Source organism: Streptomyces sp. NPDC102283 (assembly GCF_044766265.1).
In the GTDB taxonomy this organism is placed as follows: Bacteria; Actinomycetota; Actinomycetes; order Streptomycetales; family Streptomycetaceae; genus Streptomyces.
This window is the reverse complement of sequence record NZ_JBIWLQ010000014.1, coordinates 80635-99374: the sequence shown is the minus strand read 5'-3', so window position 1 is coordinate 99374 and position 18740 is coordinate 80635. Positions and strand designations below refer to the sequence as shown.

General features: G+C 71.9%; 16 protein-coding genes and 3 pseudogenes. 11 read left to right on the top strand and 8 right to left on the bottom strand.

Annotated elements, in window-relative coordinates:
• Positions 1 to 46: 46 nt before the first annotated feature.
• From ACIRJT_RS26070 to ACIRJT_RS26045, 6 genes and pseudogenes are all read left to right on the top strand, one after another.
• A pseudogene (locus ACIRJT_RS26070) lies at positions 47 to 256 on the top strand (DNA starvation/stationary phase protection protein); the annotation flags it as partial.
• Between the two features lie 276 nt (positions 257 to 532).
• Positions 533 to 1522 (top strand): acyl-CoA dehydrogenase, encoded by a 990-nt coding sequence (locus ACIRJT_RS26065; RefSeq protein WP_403913392.1) that lies wholly within the window; start codon positions 533 to 535, stop codon positions 1520 to 1522.
• Positions 1519 to 2283 (top strand): PIG-L deacetylase family protein, encoded by a 765-nt coding sequence (locus ACIRJT_RS26060; protein ID WP_403913389.1) that lies wholly within the window; start codon positions 1519 to 1521, stop codon positions 2281 to 2283. The genes ACIRJT_RS26065 and ACIRJT_RS26060 overlap by 4 nt, the downstream gene beginning before the upstream one ends.
• Before the next feature lie 62 nt (positions 2284 to 2345).
• Positions 2346 to 2933 (top strand): class I SAM-dependent methyltransferase, encoded by a 588-nt coding sequence (locus tag ACIRJT_RS26055; RefSeq protein ID WP_403913653.1) that lies wholly within the window; start codon positions 2346 to 2348, stop codon positions 2931 to 2933.
• Positions 2930 to 3679: a glycosyltransferase gene (locus ACIRJT_RS26050; protein ID WP_403913386.1), complete on the top strand. Its 750-nt coding sequence runs from the start codon at positions 2930 to 2932 to the stop codon at positions 3677 to 3679. The genes ACIRJT_RS26055 and ACIRJT_RS26050 overlap by 4 nt, the downstream gene beginning before the upstream one ends.
• A 136-nt stretch (positions 3680 to 3815) precedes the next feature.
• The gene (locus tag ACIRJT_RS26045; RefSeq protein ID WP_403913384.1) at positions 3816 to 4157 is read left to right on the top strand and encodes a DUF6479 family protein; all 342 of its coding nucleotides are present in this window, start codon (positions 3816 to 3818) and stop codon (positions 4155 to 4157) included.
• A 255-nt stretch (positions 4158 to 4412) separates the two neighbouring features.
• Here ACIRJT_RS26045 and ACIRJT_RS26040 read toward each other — a convergent pair whose 3' ends face one another.
• Positions 4413 to 5060, bottom strand: coding sequence for a class F sortase (locus tag ACIRJT_RS26040; RefSeq protein ID WP_403913381.1), 648 nt, complete (start codon positions 5058 to 5060; stop codon positions 4413 to 4415).
• Positions 5061 to 5112: 52 nt separating this feature from the next.
• Positions 5113 to 5745, bottom strand: coding sequence for a hypothetical protein (locus tag ACIRJT_RS26035; protein ID WP_403913378.1), 633 nt, complete (start codon positions 5743 to 5745; stop codon positions 5113 to 5115).
• 155 nt (positions 5746 to 5900) lie between these two features.
• Between ACIRJT_RS26035 and ACIRJT_RS26030 the strand changes: the two are divergent.
• A pseudogene (locus tag ACIRJT_RS26030) lies at positions 5901 to 6116 on the top strand (oxygenase MpaB family protein); the annotation flags it as partial.
• A gap of 430 nt (positions 6117 to 6546) precedes the next feature.
• Positions 6547 to 7941, top strand: coding sequence for an aromatic acid exporter family protein (locus ACIRJT_RS26025; RefSeq protein WP_403913375.1), 1395 nt, complete (start codon positions 6547 to 6549; stop codon positions 7939 to 7941).
• An 18-nt stretch (positions 7942 to 7959) separates the two neighbouring features.
• On the opposite strand, the gene ACIRJT_RS26020 is transcribed toward ACIRJT_RS26025, so the two are convergent.
• The 6 genes and pseudogenes from ACIRJT_RS26020 to ACIRJT_RS25995 form a co-directional block, all read right to left on the bottom strand.
• Entirely contained in the window at positions 7960 to 8559 is a 600-nt protein-coding gene (locus tag ACIRJT_RS26020; RefSeq protein WP_403913373.1) for a flavodoxin family protein, read from the bottom strand.
• Positions 8560 to 8618: 59 nt separating this feature from the next.
• A complete protein-coding gene (locus ACIRJT_RS26015) occupies positions 8619 to 9506 on the bottom strand; it encodes an SDR family oxidoreductase (RefSeq protein ID WP_403913371.1) in 888 nt (295 codons plus the stop codon).
• Between the two features lie 68 nt (positions 9507 to 9574).
• Positions 9575 to 10088 (bottom strand): annotated as a pseudogene (locus ACIRJT_RS26010) (NAD-dependent epimerase); the annotation flags it as partial.
• A 40-nt stretch (positions 10089 to 10128) separates the two neighbouring features.
• Positions 10129 to 10695 carry a hypothetical protein gene (locus ACIRJT_RS26005; RefSeq protein ID WP_403913369.1) on the bottom strand — a complete coding sequence of 189 codons (567 nt, stop codon included), beginning with the start codon at positions 10693 to 10695 and terminating at the stop codon, positions 10129 to 10131.
• Positions 10692 to 13262 carry a tetratricopeptide repeat protein gene (locus tag ACIRJT_RS26000; protein ID WP_403913367.1) on the bottom strand — a complete coding sequence of 857 codons (2571 nt, stop codon included), beginning with the start codon at positions 13260 to 13262 and terminating at the stop codon, positions 10692 to 10694. The genes ACIRJT_RS26005 and ACIRJT_RS26000 overlap by 4 nt, the downstream gene beginning before the upstream one ends.
• A gap of 444 nt (positions 13263 to 13706) precedes the next feature.
• Positions 13707 to 14291 carry a tetratricopeptide repeat protein gene (locus ACIRJT_RS25995; RefSeq protein WP_403913364.1) on the bottom strand — a complete coding sequence of 195 codons (585 nt, stop codon included), beginning with the start codon at positions 14289 to 14291 and terminating at the stop codon, positions 13707 to 13709.
• Positions 14292 to 14443: 152 nt separating this feature from the next.
• Here ACIRJT_RS25995 and ACIRJT_RS25990 point away from each other — a divergent pair, with 152 nt between their 5' ends.
• The 3 genes from ACIRJT_RS25990 to ACIRJT_RS25980 are packed head-to-tail and all read left to right on the top strand — an operon-like array spanning position 14444 to position 18701.
• Positions 14444 to 14884 (top strand): hypothetical protein, encoded by a 441-nt coding sequence (locus tag ACIRJT_RS25990; protein WP_403913361.1) that lies wholly within the window; start codon positions 14444 to 14446, stop codon positions 14882 to 14884.
• Positions 14881 to 16533, top strand: a complete 1653-nt coding sequence (locus ACIRJT_RS25985) for a hypothetical protein (RefSeq protein WP_403913358.1) — start codon at positions 14881 to 14883, stop codon at positions 16531 to 16533. Before ACIRJT_RS25990 ends, ACIRJT_RS25985 begins: the two co-directional genes overlap by 4 nt.
• A gap of 47 nt (positions 16534 to 16580) precedes the next feature.
• Complete coding sequence (locus ACIRJT_RS25980) at positions 16581 to 18701, top strand: hypothetical protein (RefSeq protein ID WP_403913355.1); 2121 nt, start codon at positions 16581 to 16583, stop codon at positions 18699 to 18701.
• The last annotated feature ends 39 nt before the right edge of the window (positions 18702 to 18740 follow it).

Genomic DNA, 18740 nt, shown 5'->3' with positions numbered 1-18740 from the left:
CCAGGCCGCACACCGGCATCCGACGAATCGCCCAGACCTCGGCTGATCGACCCTCGGTGGCGCAGCCGAGGGAACACCTGGGGCCTTGGTCGACGGGCGCACCTGGAACGACTATCCGATGGGCCGTGGCGAGGCCATCGAGCACCTTGGTGCCCTCGACCTCGTCCACCCGTCCGTAGTCAAGGACCACCGCGAGGCGGTGCAGGCCACCGAGACGCTCGACCCGGTGACCCAGGACATGCTCATCGAGCGACTGGGGCGCGCGGGGCCCGTGGGCCGGCGTCGAGGCACACCGTGTTCGTCGGGCCGCCGAGATGCTCCTTGATCAGGTGCTGCCTGCGTTTCCGTCCATACGATCAATCCTGTGTGACTGTGTGACTGTGTGACCGAAGGTGTTTTGTTCCTGGTGAGAGGGGCACAGGGAGGGGCCATCACCGTGGGGCGGGGGCGCGTAATGCGGACCGGGGGTCGAGTCATCGTGGGAGAGCCGGCTTTGCCGGACCTGCTCGTCAGTCGTGAAGGAGTCCGAATCATGCCAGCAGTTCCTGCTCTGACCGTCGAGGCGGCAACGGTGGCGGAGGAGTTCGCCGACACGGTCAGTCGCATCGAGAGCGGGCAGCTGAGTTTCCCACTGCCTGGTTCCGGGCTCACCGGTGAGCGGTTCGCGGCCCTGCGGGGCGTCGCCGAGTCCGGTCTGTGCACGGCGCGCCTGGTCGAGGGGCATGTCGACGCCGTAGCCATCCTCGCGGAGCTGGAGGGATCACCGCCGTCACCGGGCCGGCTGTGGGGTGTGTGGGCGGCCGAGCCGCCGGGCGAGGGCCTCACCGCAGTCCAGAAGGGCGCGGGCTGGGTACTGAACGGACTGAAGCAGTACTGCTCCGGCGCGCACAGCTGCAGCCACGCCCTGGTCACCGCACGGGAGGGCGAGTCGCGGCGGCTCTTCGCGGCCCGAGTGGACGGAGCCGGCTGCCGGCCGGTCGAAGGCACCTGGCAGGCCGTGGGCATGGCGGGCAGTGACACCCCGGACGTGCGGTTCACGGACGTCCCGGCAACCGCGGTCGGCGGGCCTGAGGCATATGTGCGCAGGCCGGGGTTCTGGCACGGAGGGATCGGGGTCGCCGCGTGTTGGCACGGTGGGGCGGTGGCGGCTTCCCGGGTGCTGCGCGAGGCAGCCGCAGGGAGGACCGAGCCGCACACCGATGCCCACCTGGGGGCGGTGGACGTCCAGCTGTACGCGGCCGGGGCGCTCCTGGAGCGGGCGGCCGAGGAGATCGACGCGGACCCCCTGGACGAGCGGGGAGAGGCCCGGCTGCGGGCGATGCGGGTGCGGGGGTTCGTCGAGTCGGTGTGCCGGGAGGTACTGGATCACGTGGGCCGGGCGACCGGAGCGGGGCCGCTCTGTCATGACGCTGCGCACGCCCGCACCGTGGCCGACCTGAGCGTGTACATCCGGCAGCACCATGGCGAACGCGATATGGCCGGGCTCGGCGCGCTCCTGGCCAGGCCGGAGGGCGAGCGATGACAGCCACCTCGGACGACGGTTTCGCCGATCCGATCCAGGCTCCCGGTACCCCGGAGGCGGTATGGCAGGCATGGCCGGGCTGGGCCGGCCTTCCGGAAACTCCTCTGGGGCCATTCGGCCGTGTTGTGGTGGTCGCTGCTCACCCGGACGACGAGGTGCTCGGTTTCGGCGGCGCGATCGCGCTGCTCTCGGCCTCCGGTACGGAAGTGACCGTGGTGGCCGTCACCGATGGTGAGGGCTCCCACCCGGGCAGCGATGTGATGACCGCGCGCGACCTCGCTGAGCTGCGTACGGCCGAGACGAGGGCGGCGCTGGCCGAGCTCGGGGCCACGGACGCGACCGTCGTTCGGCTGGAAGTCCCCGATACGCGGGTTGAGGCGTACGAGGACGAGGTCGCGGCCCGGATCGCGGGCCTGGCGGCCGGTGCGGACCTGGTCGTCGCGCCGTGGACCGGTGATGTGCACGGCGACCACGAGGCGGCCGGGCGGGCAGCCGTGTGCGCGGCAGCTTCAGCGGGCGTCGCCTGCTGGCTCTATCCGGTGTGGATGTGGCACTGGGCCGCGCCGGACGACCCCAGGGTGCCCTGGCGGCGCGCCGCCCTCATCCGGCTGCCCCCGGAGGTCTTGGGCCGGAAGCGGGCCGCGGTGAGGCGGTTCGTCAGCCAGACCGCGCCCCTCGGCCCGGGCAGGGACGACGCGGCGGTCCTGCCTCCGGAGGAGTTGGCGCATCATCTGCGCGACCGGGAGGTGGTGTTCCGGTGAACGACGCACAGCACACACCGGACGTCTCCGGGGAAGGCACCCCTGCCGCGTACTTCGAGGGCATGTACCGCGACGCTCCTGACCCCTGGCACCTTGCCGAGCGCTGGTACGAGCGCCGCAAGTACGACCTCACCGTGGCGAGCCTGCCCCTGCCCCGCTACCGTCGCGCCTTCGAACCCGCCTGTTCCGTGGGCGAGCTGACGGTCCGCCTGGCCGAGCGGTGTGACCGGGTGGTGGCCTGCGACCGGGTGGAATCCGCGGTCGCCACCGCACGCCGGCGCACGTCCGCCTTCCCTCATGTGGACGTGCACCATCTGGCCGTTCCCGGCCGATGGCCGCCCGGCCACTTCGATCTCGTCGTCCTGTCCGAGCTGCTCTACTACTTCGACACCTCCACCCTCCAGAGCGTCCTGGACCTCGCGGTCGACGCCCTGGAGCCGGGCGGCACCCTGGTCACGGTGCACTGGAACCACCCGGTGCCCGACCACCACGGAACAGGCAGCACGCTCGCCCGTACCGTCGGCTCGGTTCCGGGGCTGACCCTGACGGCCGACCACCGTGAGGACGACTTCGTGCTCCAGGTGTACGAGCGCAACAGCCCCGACGGCACCGCGGCGCCCTCTCCCGCCGCCCGCGAGGGCCTCGTATGACCGCATCGCGCGGCATCGGAGCGATCGCCGTCGTGATCCCGGCCCGCGACGAAGAAGTCCTGCTGCCGACCGCATTGGAAGCGGTGGGCGCGGCGGCCGTGCATGCCGCCATCGGGTCGGTGCGCGTGCTCACGGTGGTCGTGGCCGACTGCTGCACGGATGCCACCGCCGCTGTCTCCCGCGCCGCGGGCGCTCACGTCGTACCAGTCCGCTACCGCAACGTCGGCCGGGCCCGCGCCGCAGGCGTGCGAGCCGCGCTCAGCGCGCTCGGCGACACCCCGGGCGGTGTGTGGATCGCTTCCACCGACGCCGACAGCATGGTGCGGCCGGACTGGCTCGCCCATCAGGCGGCTCGCGCCGCCGAAGGCTGGGACGCCGTCGTCGGCACCGTGACCGTAGACCACTGGCCACCTCACATGACCGATCTGGCCGTCCGCCACCACCACCTCTACGAGATGTCCCGTCCCCCGGCGGGCCGCCCGTGGCAGCACCCGCATGTGCACGGTGCGAATCTCGGCGTCAGCAGTCGAGCCTACGCAGCGGCAGGCGGCTTCCCGGCGGCCCCGCTCCATGAGGACCGCCTCCTGGTCGCCGCACTGAAGAGCACCGGGGCGCGCATCCTGCGCACCGCGGATTCCCCCGTCACCACGTCGGCCCGCAGGACACCGCGCGCACAAGGCGGCTTCGGCGACCACCTGATCGACCTGAACCGTAAGCGGCTTACCACGTCAGGAAACGAGACGTAGGCCGTACTCACCTGTCTTCAGGACCACATGTTCGCCTTCCTCACCGACGCGGGGAGGACTGAGACCGGCGCGTTGGGGAACCGGGTGGCTGGGGCCGCCTCCGGTCGTCCCTCAAGGAAGGAAGCAGGTGTTTGCCATGCCGATGTGGCTCGGAAATGAACACGCTGACGGAGTCAGTATCGCTGCCAAGGAGTGGGCGGGCGGAACCGTTCCGTTCATCGTGGGGCTCGTCGTGGTGGCCCTGCTGATCGGCTCCGTCATCTGGCGGAGTCGCAGGGGCAGGAGCCGGCCACCGCGTCCGGAAGAGCAGCCGGTGCCCCCCACGACGCCGTCCTCGATCCCGCGGGGAGACGGTCGCGCGGCCGACGACTTCGGTGCGGAAGGCGAGCGGCTCTCCCCTCATCAGATGAAGGGGCACGGTAACCAGGGCCGGTCATCCCGCTCCGGGGACGACCGGAGCGCGGGTCACGGCGGCTGATGTGCAGGGTCGGCGGCAGACCGCCTCGGTGGCGTTCGGCGGCGGCGCAGTCGTACTGCCGCCTCGATGCCCGGCGTCGCGCCGAGAGCGACGGCAGGACCGAACTCGGGCTGGTCCATTGCCTCACCCCTCCAGGGCACCCCGGTCAGATCGGCCCGGGCCGGGAGTGCTACCCGGGCATGCTCACCGCTCCGCTTCGGTCGTGAGGGCGGCCGGTACCTTGTCCCCGAGGTACCGGCCGCATGAGCGCGGTGTTCAGGCCGCCTTCTTCAGTGACGTGAGGTGGGCGAAGACCACGACATTCGCCGAGTATCCGGCCTTCTCGTCGAAGCGCCCGCCGCAGGTCAGCAGCCGGAGTTCGGGCCGCCCTGTCTCCCCGTACACCTTGTCGTCGGGGAACTTGTCCTTCGTGTAGGTCTTCACCGCGTCCACCGTGAACACTGCGGTTTTGCGGTCCGCGCGCGACACGTTGACCTTGTCGCCCCGGCGCAGTGCGTTGAGGTTGAGGAAGATGGCGGGGCCGGTCTTGGTGTCCCGGTGGCCCACGAGCAGGGCCGTGCCGTCCTCACCGGGCGACGGCCCCTTCTCGTACCAGCCTGTCAGCTTGGGCTTGCTCAATGGGGGGGCTTCGAGCCGGCCCTTCTTGTCGAGGCCGAGTCCGGTGACCGCCGCCTCGATGAAGATGGCGGGAATGGCGACCTTCAGCGGGCGGGAGGGCACCAGGGGAGCGTGCGAGGCGGGCACGTGCTTTTCCGGTCTGTGCGGTGCCCGTCGAAACGGCTCCCTCCCGCCGCCCGCGGCGTCGCCACCGTGGGCGGCGGTGACCGTCCGGGTGTCCTCGGAGGAGTCCGAGGACACCCAGACGATGCCGGCCACCAGAGAGAACGTCACGCACAGCGTCATGGTGAGACGGCACGCGCGCGTCGGTCCTCGTCGTCGCCGTCGGCAGCGGACGTTACGCGTCGCCACGGGCACGGCGACGTGCGGACCGGCGCATCATGATCAGGCCCGCGGCTCCTGCGGCCCCGGCGGCCAGCGCGGCGGCGGCTCCGACGTTCGAGTCGCTCTCGGAGCTGATGGGCTCCATGTCCGGGACACCGCCGCCACCCGCGGGGACCGAGCCGATGGGCCTCTGCGGCTTGTGAGGCTTGCCGCCGCCGTGCCCGCGGTCGGGGCACTCGACCTTGAAGCTCTTCTGCTTCGGGCCCGCCGGGACGACCCACACCAGCTGGTACGTGCCTTCCGGGAGCAGGTACTGCTCACTGCGCGCACTGCCGTTGATGAGCGGAAGTCTGTCCATCAGGGTGGTGCCAGGCGGCACCGTAGGGGGCTGCTCGGTGATCGTCCAGGGGACCGAGGGGAACGACTCGAAGTTGCTTGCCGACAGGACGAACTTGCAGACCTCGACCCCGTCGCGGTCACCACGCGAGTGCCAGCTGACCGAGCGGATGTCGATGTCACCGCTGTCGCCGGGGAGGGCGTAGGCGGCGGGTGCACCGGCCAGGGTGGCGCCGGTGACCGCGACTGCCACGGCCACCTTGGTGCCCGCACGGACGCTGCGGGAGCGGAGGGAACTGGGGATGCGCATGAAGGCTCCTTCAAGCCGAGATGATTGTCGTACTGATCACCTGATCGCCTAAGGGATGCCATGAATCATCGTAAAAGTCAGATAAGACACGAAAATATGCCAGAAGTGCCCTGATCGGCAGACAGCACACGAGTTCAATCCGGGCGCGCGGATGCGAGGGGGTGCGTGGAATCTCGTCCTCCGGTGAGCCGTGCCACGCGGCCGACCCGCACCTGTTGTGCTGGGTGCACATCGCCGGGGTGGACAGCTTCCTGCGCGCCCACCAGCGCTACGGGGAACGGCCGTTGGACGGCGTCGGCTGCGACGGGTGCATCGACGGCATGGCGACCGTGGCCCGGGTCCTCGACGTCCTGGACCCGCCGCGCGACCGGGGGGGGGCAGGACCCATCCGGTGGGCAACGACCCGCCGCCACCCGCGAAAGCCCGGGGGCCTCGATCTACGGAAGGCCCATGGTCAGGGCGGCACCGGCGGCGGAGGCGCGGATTACCGGGTGGCGGGGGTGAGGATGCGGCTCTTGGCGGTGACCGTGCGTGGTGCTTCGAGATCATCCGCACCAGCGGTACGTGGTGAAATGTGCCGCCCAGGTCTCGCGAAGGCGCAACGGCGTCGCACTCCTGGCGTTCGGTGAGACGGTGCTGGTGGGTTCCTTCTCGTGGCTGGCCACCTCTCTCCGCGTTCACCCACGGTCGGAGGCAGTTGGCCGCGGCGCTGTTCTCTGCCTCTCCCCGGGGGCACGAGAGGTGGGGCAGTTGATGCGACGACGCTCGAAAGGGAATGGCGTGGCGCGGGAGGTGTGGTGGATGGCCGCTTGGCGGTGGGCGGGCCTGGAGTGGGCGGAGGTGCGCCGGTCGGTCCGCAGCGCGTGTGTGGAGGCCGGTCCGGAGCGGGACACGCTCGTCCAGTCGCTGAAGGCAGCGGGGGCGGCGATAGCTGCGTGGGCGGTGAGCGGTTGGTGGTTCCAGGCGCCGATGGCCCTGTTGGCTCCGTGGACGGCGATCGCGATGGTCGGAAGCACGGTGTACCAGTCGGTGCGCACGGGGATCCAGCAGTTCGCCATCATCGCCCTGGGCACCCTGTGGGCATCCGTGGCGATGGCCTTCACACGTGACCAGACCATGGCCGCCATGCTGCTCACGTTGCCGTTCATGTTGCTGCTCGGCAACTACCGGCGCTTCGGGAGCCAGGGCATCTACGGTGCCACCACGGCGCTTTTCGTGATCACCGGTGGGGTGTCCAGCACGTCCACGGTGGGGCACCGGCTTCTGGAGACGCTGATCGGTGCGGTGATCGGTCTGCTGGTCAACGCGTTCGTTCTCCCGCCCGTCCACCTGCGCAGCGTGCGCGACCGTCTCGTCCGTCTCGCGCGGGAGACGGCGGACGTGCTCGGCGCCATCGCGGAAGGCCTCCGCGAGGAGGACGGGCTGGAGAAGTCCGAGAGGTGGCATCACGGGGCCGGGGGCCTCACCGTGTCGCTGCAGAACGTGAGCGAGGCCCGCCGCTGGGCCATGGAGGGGTCGCGCTGGAACCCGGGAGGCCGACTGCGGCGCACGGGCCCGAAGCCTCCGCCGTTCGCCGAGGACACCCGGTGGGGTCGTGTCTGCACCTGCGTCCTGGCCCTCACCCGCACGCTCAAGACGATCAACGACGACACGGAGCTTCCCCCGCCGTCCCCGGACTTCCTCCGGCTGCTGTCCGAGGTGCTGCGCCAGGCCGGCCACATCTGCGCCATCGAAGCCGAACGGCTCTCCGGCTCCGGTACCGGAGCCGGAGAGCCGTCCGAACGCCGCGAGGCAGCATTCAAGGAAGCCTGGAGCACGCTCGGCTCACTCACCGACACCTTCCACCGCCAGGACCCATCAGCGGCGGCCGTCGGGGGCGAACTGCTGCTGGAAGCCCATCGGCTGATGACGGAACTCGCCCCCTCTGCCTGTGTCGCTGGCAGCCCGCCTCACCTGCGTCGCGCGGCTGGGGAGGCGCTGTGCATCAGGCCGAGAGCCGGGCCCCTGCCGTCTCGGTGGCTGAGGGTGTGCCACGTTTCGCTGTGCCACCGCGTGGAGACGTCCAGGTGCAGCGCTGCGGTCCAGAAGGCCCCTGCGCGAGCGACGTCTGTGACGCCCAGGACAGGAATTCCGATTCTCAGCATGGGAAGGCCACCGTCGTTCGTTGGATCGGAGGTTGCTTGCGCTGCCTGCTGATGTGCGGGCCCCGGGCCGTCAGACTGCCGGGAACGGGCGCTCGGTCAGGAGCCGTGCCAGGTGGGCGGTGTTGGCGGCAAGGGCCTCGGTGGTTGTCGCGACGGCGTCGGGTGTTTCGTCGAGGTCCTGGTAGTCGGTGCCGTGCATGGCTTCGCCGACCCAGTACGTGACCGCTCCGGGGGCGAGGGAGAAGCCGACGTCGTTGAGCCCCTGGAACACGTCCGCGCTGACCTTGTGCGCGCCGTCCTCGTTGCCGACGACGGCGACGGCGGCGACCTTGCCGTAGGTGTGCGGACGGCCCTGATCGTCGGTCTCGGAGGACTCGGCGTTGAGGCGCCCTAGAACCCGCTGACAGACGCTGGAGGGGTGGCCGAGCCAGATGGGTGTGGCGATGAGGAGGATGTCGGCGGCCAGAACCCTCTCCCGTAGGCCCGGCCAGGCGTCGCCGTCGCCCATGTCCACCCCGATCCCCGGGCGGACGTCGTGGTCGGCGACCCGGACGATCTCGCCCTGTACGTCATGGCGTGCGAACTGGGCCATGACCTGCTCGGCAAGGTACTGGCTGCTTGAAGGGGCCGGTGAGGCGTTCAGGGTGCAGACGAGAGCGAGTGCGCGCACATCGGGTGGTGCTCGTTCTGATCGACCTGATGGAAAGCACACGATGCATGTCGCGAGGGTCAGGGAAGTGGCGTGCCGCCGGTGGCGTTCATGATCTCGCCGGTGATGAACGAGGCGCTCGCCGAGGCGAGGAAGACGTAGGCGGGTGCCATTTCGGCGGGTTGCGCGGGGCGGCCCAGTGGGCTCTGTTTCCCGAACTCGGTGGTGTCGGGCATCGTCGCCGGGATGAGGGGCGTCCAGACGGGGCCCGGGGCCACGGCGTTGACGCGGATGCCGTCGGGGGCCAGCATCTGGGCGAGGCCCTGGGTGAAGGTGATGATCGCCCCTTTGGTCATCGCGTAGTCGAGCAGGTGCGGGCTGGGCTTGTAGGCCTGGACCGAGGTGGTGTTGATGATGGATCCGCCGGCCGGGATGTGCGGCAGGGCGGTTTTGCACAGCCAGAACATGCCGTAGAGGTTGGTGCGCACGACACGGTCGAACTGCTCGGTGGGGAGGGCGGAGATCCCGTCGGGCTGGGACATCTGGTAGGCCGCGTTGTTGACCAGGACGTCGATCCGGCCGAACTCGGAGACGGCGCGTTCGATGAGGGAGCGGCACTGCTTCTCGTCCCGGATGTCGCAGGCCACGGGCACCGCCTTGCGGCCCGCGTGTTCCACCAGGCGGGCAGTCTCCTGTGCTTCGTCCTCCTCCTCGGGGAGGTAGGTCAGCAGCACGTCCGCGCCCTCGCGTGCGAAGGCGAGCGACACCGCGCGGCCGATGCCGGAGTCACCCCCGGTGATCACCGCTTTTCGGCCGTCGAGCAGGCCCGACCCCCGGTAGGAGTCCTCGCCGTGGTCGGGCGGCGGATCCATGGGGCCGGTCCATCCGGGATGCGCCTGTTCCTGCTGGGGAAAGTCGGGTCGCGGGTGGAGTTCGTTCGGGTCCTGCGGTTGTTCACTGCTCGTCATGGTTGTCCTTCCTCCGTCGAACAGGGTCGGCCGGTCCGGTTGCGCCCGCCCTCACAGCCCGCGTGGGCTCAGCCGATCCTTCGGCCGGCCAGAGGTGCGGTGTCGTCGCCCGTGCCTGCGCGTACACCTCGGAGGAAGGCGTTCAGCGCGTCTTCCGCCGTGCGGGTGGGCCGCCAGCCCAGCACGTCGTGGGCCCGGCCGGAGTTCAGTACGGGCAGCCTCAGGACAGCGTCGAACAGGTGCGGGGAGGCAGGTACGGCATGCACCCGCCAGGCTGCCGTGAGCACGGTGCGTACCAGCGTTCTGGGGATCCGCACGATCCGGGCGCCGAGCAGATCCGCCAGCAGGGAAGCGTCGATGACCGGAGCCGCCGTCAGATTGAACGGACCGCGCACGTCACGGAGCACGGCCAGCCGGAAGGCGTCGGCCGCGTCGTCGGTGTGGAGCACCTGGAAACGCATCCCTTCCAGGTCGGGGACGAAGGGCAGCAGGTCGGGGCGCAGGAGGGGCCCGGGGGGCGTACCGGCCGGCGAAGATGCGTCGTTGTTCGGGCGCGGCCGATTCCTTGAAGAGGAATCCGCTCGGCTCAGCGCCCTTCCCCAGGCGGTCGGCGGCGGCCCGATCAGTATCCGGGGCGGTACGCGAAGAGCAGGGCTCCGATGAGGGCCACTGCGATAACGCCCAGCACTATTCCGGCCAGCGCGGAGAGGGGCCCCGTCCATACCGTGTGCAGAGCCCACACGGCCGCCCCGACGAGCAGCCGGGAAAGCGAGACCATGACTCCGTCGACGATCTTGACCACGGTGAAGGTCTTGGCGACGACGGTGGCCAGCGAGCAGCCCAGTGCCATTCCGACGAACACGCCGGCCGCCTGGGCGAAGTCCGTCGGCCCGAGGCGGTGTCCGAGCAGGGCGCCCCCGCACGCCCCGGCTCCGGTCAGGACGAGGCCCCAGGCCCCGCGGGCGCCGAGGGCCAGGGCTTCTCTGTCCATGCTGCCGGGTGCCGTTCTGCGGCGCAGAGAGGGCACCTCCATCAGCAGGAGAAGGCCGCCCAGCAGATCCGCGGCGGCGACATATCCCACGAAGGCGCCGATGACCGCGCCGGTTGCCCCGTCCAGAAGCGCGCCCGCAAGGGCTCCCAGTGCGAGGCCGAGAAGACCGGCCAGGCGTTGTATGCCGGCTTCGTTCATCGTGTGGCCTTTCGGGAGGAGACGTGTGCGGTGGACGCCGTCCGGGCCGCCAGTTCCTCGGCGGACCGGGCGAGCCCGGGGGCATTGAGCACGATCGTGAGTCCACGCAGCATGTGGTGGTAGTGGCCGTGCAGCGCGACGGGCCGCTCTGCCAGGAGGTGGTGGTAGATCTCCACGGCTTGTTCCGCCGCTGCGAGCGCCGCGGTGCGGTCGCCCGAACGCATCAGGTAGTGGGAGAGGTTCTTCCAGGAGTCCGCGAGTTCGGGGGCCATGGAGGCGAGGTTGCACAGGGCGAGCCGACGCCGGATCTCCAGTGCCTCGTGCTGGGTCTCCGCAGCCTGGCGCGGTTGTCTTCGCGTGTCGTGACAGGCGGCCAGGTTGTGCAGGGCGCTCGCCAGGTCCGCCTCGTAGGCGGCGGGCATGGCTCGGCTCAGACGTCGGTAGATGTTCACCGACTCGCGCTGCAGGGCCAGGGCCTTGCGCCTGCGTCCGACGCGTGCCGAGGCGATGGCCAGACCGTTGAGGCACTCGGCGAGCCCGGGTTCGTGCTCGGACGGCCGGGCCCGTACCAGGCGCCGATAGATGGACACGGCCTCCCGATGCCGGTCGAGGGCCTCGGCACGGCTGTCCAGCGCCGTCATCGCGGAGCCGAGGTTGTTCAGTGCGGTCGCGAGTGCGGCCTTGTGGGCGGCGGGTCCGGCCCGGGCCAGGAGGCGGCGGGCGAGGACCGCGCGTTGCGCGGGGTGTACCGCTTCGTCGTCGCGGCCGACGTTGGACAGCCGCAGCGACAGGCCGCTCAGTGCCGCAGCGTAGTTCTGCCGGTACGCGGCCGGGTCCTGACGCTCCAGCTCCGCCCACAGCAGCACGGCCGTCTCGGTGGCTCGGAGGGCTTCGTCGTGCAGTCCGGCGTGGAACAGCCGGGTCCCGAGCCGGTCGTGGATACGGGCCCGCTCGGCGGGGCTCCGTGCGGCGGCGAGCCGGTGGGGAGCGAGTCGGCGGCAGATCCTGGCGATCCCGGGATCGAGGTCGACGACCCGGTGCTCCGGGAAGGCGGACGCGACGGCTTCCAGTACCTCGGGCCCGATGTCCGCCAGGCCCGCGAGCAGGAAAAGAGCGGAGTTGCCCGCTTCCATGGCCAGCCGCGGATCGGTGACCAGCATCGGATAGAGCTGGCCGCTGCCTACATGCGGCCATCGGGCGGCGGCGGAGGCGAGGAAGGTGACGGCGCGTGGAGTCCAAGGCGCGGGCGCCTGCGTGCCGGCCCGTTCCAGCAGCGCGGACGTCGTCGGGGCCGCCCAGCCGCGCGCGGGATAGTCGGCCCGGTGCCCGGGAAGGGTCAGGGCGAGGAAGTCCTCCGCCAGCCGGTCGGGGTACAGCGGCTCCAGGACGGTTCCCCGGGTCGGATCCGCGGGCGGATAGCAGAGGGCATGGTCGGCGAGAACCCGGTGGAGGTCGCCGGGGACGCCGGCCGCCCGTAGAGCCTGGAAGCCGGTCGGGACGCTGCTGGGACCGGTCAGCGTGGCGGTGAACACCGTCCGGTTGATCACACCGGGCGGTGTCGAGGGGTCCTGCTCGGGCGGGTCGAGCCGGGGGGCGTCGTCCCCGTAGAGATTCTCCCAGTGCAGGTGCTCCCGGTCGAGCAGGTAGACGGTCAGTGCCTCCAGCCCGTGTGGGGGCCGTGTCCCCGCGGCTTGGGCGTCGACCCCGACGAGCGCGGCCATGTGGAGGGCCAGTGTCAGGCCGAAGCCGGGGTCGTCGAGAGCGGGCGGGGCGCCGCTGTCCGGGGGAACGCCGTAGCAGGCGGCGAATCCGGCGCGCGCCGCCCGGAACATCTCGCTGCGGTGCCCGCCCGTCGCGCCATCGGCGCCGGTCTCCGCCAGCGGCGCCAGCTGTTGCGAGGAGGTGCCGGCCTGGTGGTTGCCGAGCGCGGCGCGCACCGCCGGCCATCCTTCGGTGCCACGTCCGAGCATGAGCACCCGGGTCCGTACACCGGGGCGGTGCAGCAGCACGTTGCTCATCAGCCAGGTGAGATGGGTCAGGGGCCAGCGGTCCGCGTAGTCCACGACGAGGAGCAGGCCGCCAGCGCCGTCCAGTCGCAGGTCCTGGCTGCCCGGCGCGGGCAGTACCGCGCCGGGTCCGTGGGTCGCGGTAGCCGCCTTCCAGCCCTGCTCGACGGTGGCGGCGGCGAACTCGTCGGCAAGCCGTGTCTTGCCCTGGCCCCCGGGGGCGTGCAGCCAGCGGACCGCGAGCCGTGGTCCGGAGTCGCGCCACTGCCGCAGTTCGGCGAGCTCGGTGTGCCGGCCGGTGAAGGGTACGACCCCGAAGCGCGCGTTGAGCATGCGGCTGGGCAGCTCCCTCAGGAACGGGGGGTCGACCGGGGGCCGCGAAGCCCACGCCTCCAGGACGTACAGCGGGACACCCGTGCCGAAGACATGGATGTCCGCGCCGATGGTGCCGAAGCCGTAGCCGCTCTCCACATGCACGTTCTGGATCGCCTGCGACCATGTGGACTCCGAGTCCCGGGACGATACGGGGGCGGCGGGGGCGGGGTCCGGCGTCTCGGTCACGGCGCGCCTCCTGAGCCCTCGCTCTCCGCGTCCTCGTCCCAGGCGCTGGTGGCCATGGCCGCGACGGGAGTCGTCGCTCCGGACATCGCGAGAACCGCCGCCGTCTCTTCGGGCACGAGATCATCTCCGTTCGAATGCGTCGGCCCTTTTCCGCGCCGCCCGCGTACCGTCCCGGGTCGCGAGAGCGCGAAACCCCTGGACCTGTGACCGGCGCACATCGCCGACGCTGCTCAATCGGTTGCACCTGCCGTCGAAAGCGTAGCCCCAACCCTCGCCTCTGCTGAGGCAGTTGTCGTTCTCCGCCGCCTGTCCCGGGTGCATTCAGCCTGACTTGGCGATGCGGTCGGGGTCACTGGGGTACGGCGGGGTGGCCGCCGATGGGCCGGCCGGGCGCCTCCCTCGTACAGCGACTGCGGGGTCGGGGCCAGGGAGCCGGCGTGCCGGTCAGCCGCCCGCGTTCCGTTCCGCGATCCGCAGATTGTTGGCAATGTCCGCACACACAGGGTGCCCGGCCGGCAGGCTCGCGCTCTGGGCGTGGGCGCGACGCAGGACGGTGAGGCCGTCGCGGCGGAGGCCTGCTGCGAAGAGGGTCGCACCGAGAGTGTTGGCGGTGGTGAGGGTGGACTCGTGGCCGGCTCCGAGAAGGCGGGCGCGGCGCTGCCAGGTGTCGTCGAGAACCGCGACGGACGCGGAGACGTCGCCCTGGATGGCCAGAGCCCCGCCGAGGTTGTGAGCGCAGTCGAGGGTCGCGGGGTCGTCGGAGCCCCAGGCGCGGGTCGCACGGTCGGTGGCCTCGCGGGCGATCTGCACGGACGCGGCCGCCTTGCGCTGCTGGTAGAGAGTGGAGCCGAGCAGGTTGAGCAGGCCGATGGTCTCCCCGTGGCTCGCGCCCAGCTCCGCCTCGCAGTCGGGCAGCAGGTGGCGCAGGAGCACCTCCGCCGCGGCGAAGTCGCCGGTGTCGAACAGGACACGCGCCGTGCGGAGCTGCCGGCGCAGACCGGTGCGGTTCGGGCCCTTGCGACGCCACACGACGCCCCCTCGCCCACGGCGTCGCCGCCGCGTCGTCGTTCCGGTGGTGTGGCCGACCACCGTACAACCGCCCCACGTCGATCAGGAAGGGCGCGGGCACGGGCCGCGCCGCAGTGGCACGATGGTGAGGGCACGGCAACGGGAGGACACCCATGATCGAATCCCTGGCGGCGATCGCGACGGCCGCTTCGACGACGCTCGTCGCCGCGATGGCGACCGACGCCTGGGGCGCCGCGCGCTCCGGATTGCTGCGCCTGTTCCGGCGGAACGACGCACCCGAACAGGGCTCGCTGGTCGCGCTGTTGGAGGACGAGGCGGCCTTGGTGTCCGAGGCGGAGGATCCGGAGGCGGCGCGCCGTCAGCTGGCGCCGGCGTGGCAGTTGCGGCTCGAGCGGTTCCTTCACGCGCACCCGGAGATGGCCGACGACGTGCGCGAGCTGACCCGGCGGCTGCGGGACGAACTGCCCGCCCAGCAAAGCCACTGGGTGCAGCACGTCGAGGCACGCGACCACGGACAGGCGTTCGGCGCCCAGGGCGGCAACGTGATCGTCCATCAGGAGCCCGGCGCCGGCCACGGCGACCGCGCGACGTGAGCGAGCAGCACGTCAGCGCGACGGGCGGGTTCGCCTACGGTGTCGTCGGCGCGGACATCCATGTGTTCGGCGACGGCACGCCGTTGTACGTGCTGCGCCGGTGGGCGCCGCCCCCCGAGACCGATCCGCTGTGGCTGCGACAGCAGCCCAGCCGGATGCTCCACGCGCGGTTCGCCGTGGCACCGTTCACCGGGCGGGAGGACGATCTGGGGGCGCTGCACGCCTGGTGCGCCGGCGGCCCGCAGCGGGCGGCGCGCTGGCTGCACGCGCCGGGCGGGCAGGGCAAGACCCGGCTGGCCCAGCACCTGGCCGCCGAGTTGTCCGGGCAGGGCTGGAGGGTCGTCACCGCGGTCGAGGGACCCGGGACCGTGCTGCCTCCGCCCGGTAGCCAGGACCTGACGCCGGACGGAACGGCCGGGCTCCTGCTCCTGGTCGACTACGCGGATCGCTGGCCGCTGACCACCCTCACCTGGCTGTTCAGCAACGCCCTGCTGCACCGGCCGGATGTGCGCGCCCGCGTCCTGCTGCTGGCTCGCGGCACCAATCCGTGGCCCGCGCTGCGCGGGGCGCTCGCCGGTGAGCAGATCGACGTGTCGACACAGGCTCTCGGGCCGCTGGGCGAGCCGAGCGGCCCGGCGGCCGGGCAGGGCGAACGGGGTGCGATGTTCCGTGCGGCGCGCGCCGCCTTCGCGGAGCGGTACGGGATCGTGGCGCCGGTGGGCGAACCCGGCCTCACCGACGACGACTTCGGGCTCGTACTCGCCGTGCACATGGCCGCCCTGGTCGCCGTCGACGCCGCGGCCTCGGGCCGGCGCGCCCCGCCCGACCTGGCGGGGCTCACCCTCTACCTCCTCGACCGTGAACACCTGGGGTGGGCGCTGCTGCACGACCGGCGCGGCGCGGGGCGGGCAGCGCTGTCCCCCGCGGTCATGAACCGGGTGGTCTTCGCCGCCTCCCTGAGCGGCGCGCAACCGCGAGAGCAGGGAACAACGCTGGTGGAGGCGCTGGAGGTCGGGCAGCCGACGCCCACCGTGCTGGCGGACCACGGCATCTGTTATCCGCCGCCCGAGGGGCTGGCCGGCACGGTCCTGGAACCGCTCTGTCCGGACCGGTTGGCCGAGGACTTCGTCGCGCTGACCGTGCCGGGCCACGCGGCCGACTACCCGGCGCAGGCGTGGGCCGCGGACACCGCGGGCACCGCGCTGCGGCACGGCTCAGGGCCCGCCCGGGCGGTGCCGACGCTGATCGCGGCGGCGGGCCGCTGGCCGCACCTCGGGCCCGCCTGCCTGTATCCGCTGCTGGCCGCCGATCCCGGCCTCGGGGTGGCCGCCGGGGGCGCCGCCCTCACCGCTCTGGCCGAACTGCCCGACATGAAGGCGGCGCTCCTGGAGGAGGTGGTGGGCGCCGTGCCCTACCCTGCCCCGGCGAACCTCGTGGTGGGACGGGCCGCCGTCGACGTCCGGCTGTTCGCGTCCCGGATCGCGGCGGCACCGGACCGGCACGACCACGCCTGTCTGTACGCCGGGCACGCCAACGACCTGCGCGAACTGGGGCGCACCGAGGAAGCGCTCCGGGCGGCGCGGCGCTCTTCCAGGAACTGGCCGCCGACGCTCCGGAGACGTACGAGGAGCACGTCGGCCGCTCCCTGACCAACGTCGCCAATCTGCTGCACAGCACCGGAAAGGCCGGCGAAGCGGTGACGACGCAGCAGCGCGTGGTGGACCTCTTCACCCGTCTCGCCCGGGACGATCCACGCCGGTACGAACCGTACCGGGCGACCGCGCTGGCCAATATCAGTGTGCATCTGGAGTCGGCCGGTCGGTGGGAGGAGGCGTACCGGGCCAACCAGGAAGCGGCGCGTGCCTACCGTCGGGCCGCCGTCCACGATCCGGGGCAGCGCAGAGGGTTGGCGATCGCGCTGTCCAACGCGTCGGCCCTCACCTTCCGTCCGCCCGGGGAGGACGCCGCACTGCGCGAAGCGGTGCGGTTGGGAGAGGAGTTGGTGCGCGAGGGAGCGCTGGTCGAGGACACGCCGCTCGTGGCGTCGCTGGAGCGGCTGCGCGAGCATCTGTCCGCGCGCGGCCGGCACGCCGAGGCCGTCGCGCCGGCGCGGGAGGTGGCAGAGCTCAACCGGCGCCTCGCCGAGGCCGATCCGCACCGGTATACCTCCGCGTGGACGACGGCGTTGATGAGCCTGCACGGGATCCTGCTCGACGCCGACCGCCCCAGGGAGGCCGTGGAGGTCGGCGAGGAGGCGGTGACGTGGCTGCGCCGGCTGGCCGACCGCGCCCCTGCCAGCCATCTGTCGCGCTTGGGCGAAGCGGTTTCGCGGCAGAACAGCGCCCTGCGGGCGGCGGGCCTGCCGCCGGAAGAGGAGGTCGACGTTCCGCGGCGGGTGCTCGACCCCGACTCCCTGGGACGGCGATTGCCGGAGGCCCGGATCACGGTGGACGGGTGGCTCCCGGAGCTGCTGCCCGTGCCGCACAGGTCGGCGGCGGTAGGGGAGGAGACGGCGCGCGGGCTCGCGCGCCGGCGGGACTGGCCGGCGTACTGGGAGCTCGTCAGCTCCGCTCCCGTCGCCGATGCGGTGCACCTCGTACGGCGGATCCCGCGGCGCGCCGGGGCGCCGGACCATCCCCTGGACGCAGAACTGTTCGGCTGGCTTAGGTCCTTCTCCCCGCGCCGCGCCCGGACTCTCGTGGATGAGGCGGCCGGCGCGGCCACCCGGACGCTGCCCGAGGACTTCGGCGTGTTCTCCGCGGCGCACAGCGCGTTCGGGCGTGGCGGCGAGGTGTTCGCCGTCGCGCACGTGACGGACGACCCGGACGAGCGGTCTCGCGAGGTGATCGAGACCTTCGAGCCGGAGTCGGGCACACGGACGGTGCTCCACCGCGGCCCTGTGTGCCACGAGTCGCTCGCCGTCCTGGGCCCCGGGGACGTGGTCGCGCTGCGCCGCAGTGAGGGGTACGCGACCCGGGCGGAACTGGTCCGGCACACGTCGCTGCGGACGCGGGTGCTGGCGCAGGGCCGCACGTTGACCGGGGCACACCTGGCGGCCACGGCGTTCGGATGCGTGGTCTCGCTGCCCCTGACACCGCAGGTCCTGGTCGTGGAGCGGACCGGAGAGCTGCGCCAGGTCGATCTCGGGCAATGGGCGCTGAGCACCGGCGGTCCGATGGCGGTGACCCCCAGGGGCGACCGCATGGTGCTGTGTGACGGCTACCGCCTGATCGCCGTCCACGCCGCACTCGGCCACGCGCTGGCCGCGGCCCCGGTATCGGCGGAGCACGCGCCGGTACGGGAACTGGTCTTCGTCGGCGAGGACGCGCTCGTGACGGCGGGACGGCATGGCGGGCTGGTGCTGTGGAGACTGGACGCCGGCGGGATGCTGCCGGTGGCGTCCCGTGACACCCCGATGCTGTCGCAGCTGTGCGCGGTTCCTGCCTGGGACATGGTCAGCGGTCACTCCGGCTCCCAAGGCCGGGTTCGCTTCTTCGACCCGTGGCGGGGTCTCGCCCCGGTCGATGCCCCGCCCGCGATCGTCGGCTCCGCCCGTCGCCTGCGTGCTGTGCTGGCGGCGCCGGGCGGACGTCACGTCCTGTACTCCGGGCAGCTCGACGTGGACGCGCCGCAGCGGAGCCGCCCCTTCACGTTCGTGACCCGCGCGCACGACCTGCACCATCCCGGTTCGCTGTTGCGGCGGTCCCCAGCCGGTCTGGACGACGCCGAGCGCGCGGCTCTGGCCCGGGCCGGCGGGGATGATCCGGGCGTGCGAGACCTGCTGCGCCTCGCCAACGTGATGGCCACCCGTCATTGACCACCCAGGGGCGGTCGCTCGGACCGGCTCTTTGTCGTG

What these genes read in the sequence shown, in the direction of transcription:
- ACIRJT_RS26065 (WP_403913392.1), top strand. Translation starts at nt 533, where the DNA reads ATGCCAGCAGTTCCTGCTCTGACCGTCGAGGCGGCAACGGTGGCGGAG.
- ACIRJT_RS26060 (WP_403913389.1), top strand. Translation starts at nt 1,519, where the DNA reads ATGACAGCCACCTCGGACGACGGTTTCGCCGATCCGATCCAGGCTCCC.
- ACIRJT_RS26055 (WP_403913653.1), top strand. Translation starts at nt 2,346, where the DNA reads ATGTACCGCGACGCTCCTGACCCCTGGCACCTTGCCGAGCGCTGGTAC.
- ACIRJT_RS26050 (WP_403913386.1), top strand. Translation starts at nt 2,930, where the DNA reads ATGACCGCATCGCGCGGCATCGGAGCGATCGCCGTCGTGATCCCGGCC.
- ACIRJT_RS26045 (WP_403913384.1), top strand. Translation starts at nt 3,816, where the DNA reads ATGCCGATGTGGCTCGGAAATGAACACGCTGACGGAGTCAGTATCGCT.
- ACIRJT_RS26040 (WP_403913381.1), bottom strand. Translation starts at nt 5,060, where the DNA reads ATGACGCTGTGCGTGACGTTCTCTCTGGTGGCCGGCATCGTCTGGGTG.
- ACIRJT_RS26035 (WP_403913378.1), bottom strand. Translation starts at nt 5,745, where the DNA reads ATGCGCATCCCCAGTTCCCTCCGCTCCCGCAGCGTCCGTGCGGGCACC.
- ACIRJT_RS26025 (WP_403913375.1), top strand. Translation starts at nt 6,547, where the DNA reads ATGGCCGCTTGGCGGTGGGCGGGCCTGGAGTGGGCGGAGGTGCGCCGG.
- ACIRJT_RS26015 (WP_403913371.1), bottom strand. Translation starts at nt 9,506, where the DNA reads ATGACGAGCAGTGAACAACCGCAGGACCCGAACGAACTCCACCCGCGA.
- ACIRJT_RS26005 (WP_403913369.1), bottom strand. Translation starts at nt 10,695, where the DNA reads ATGAACGAAGCCGGCATACAACGCCTGGCCGGTCTTCTCGGCCTCGCA.
- ACIRJT_RS25990 (WP_403913361.1), top strand. Translation starts at nt 14,444, where the DNA reads ATGATCGAATCCCTGGCGGCGATCGCGACGGCCGCTTCGACGACGCTC.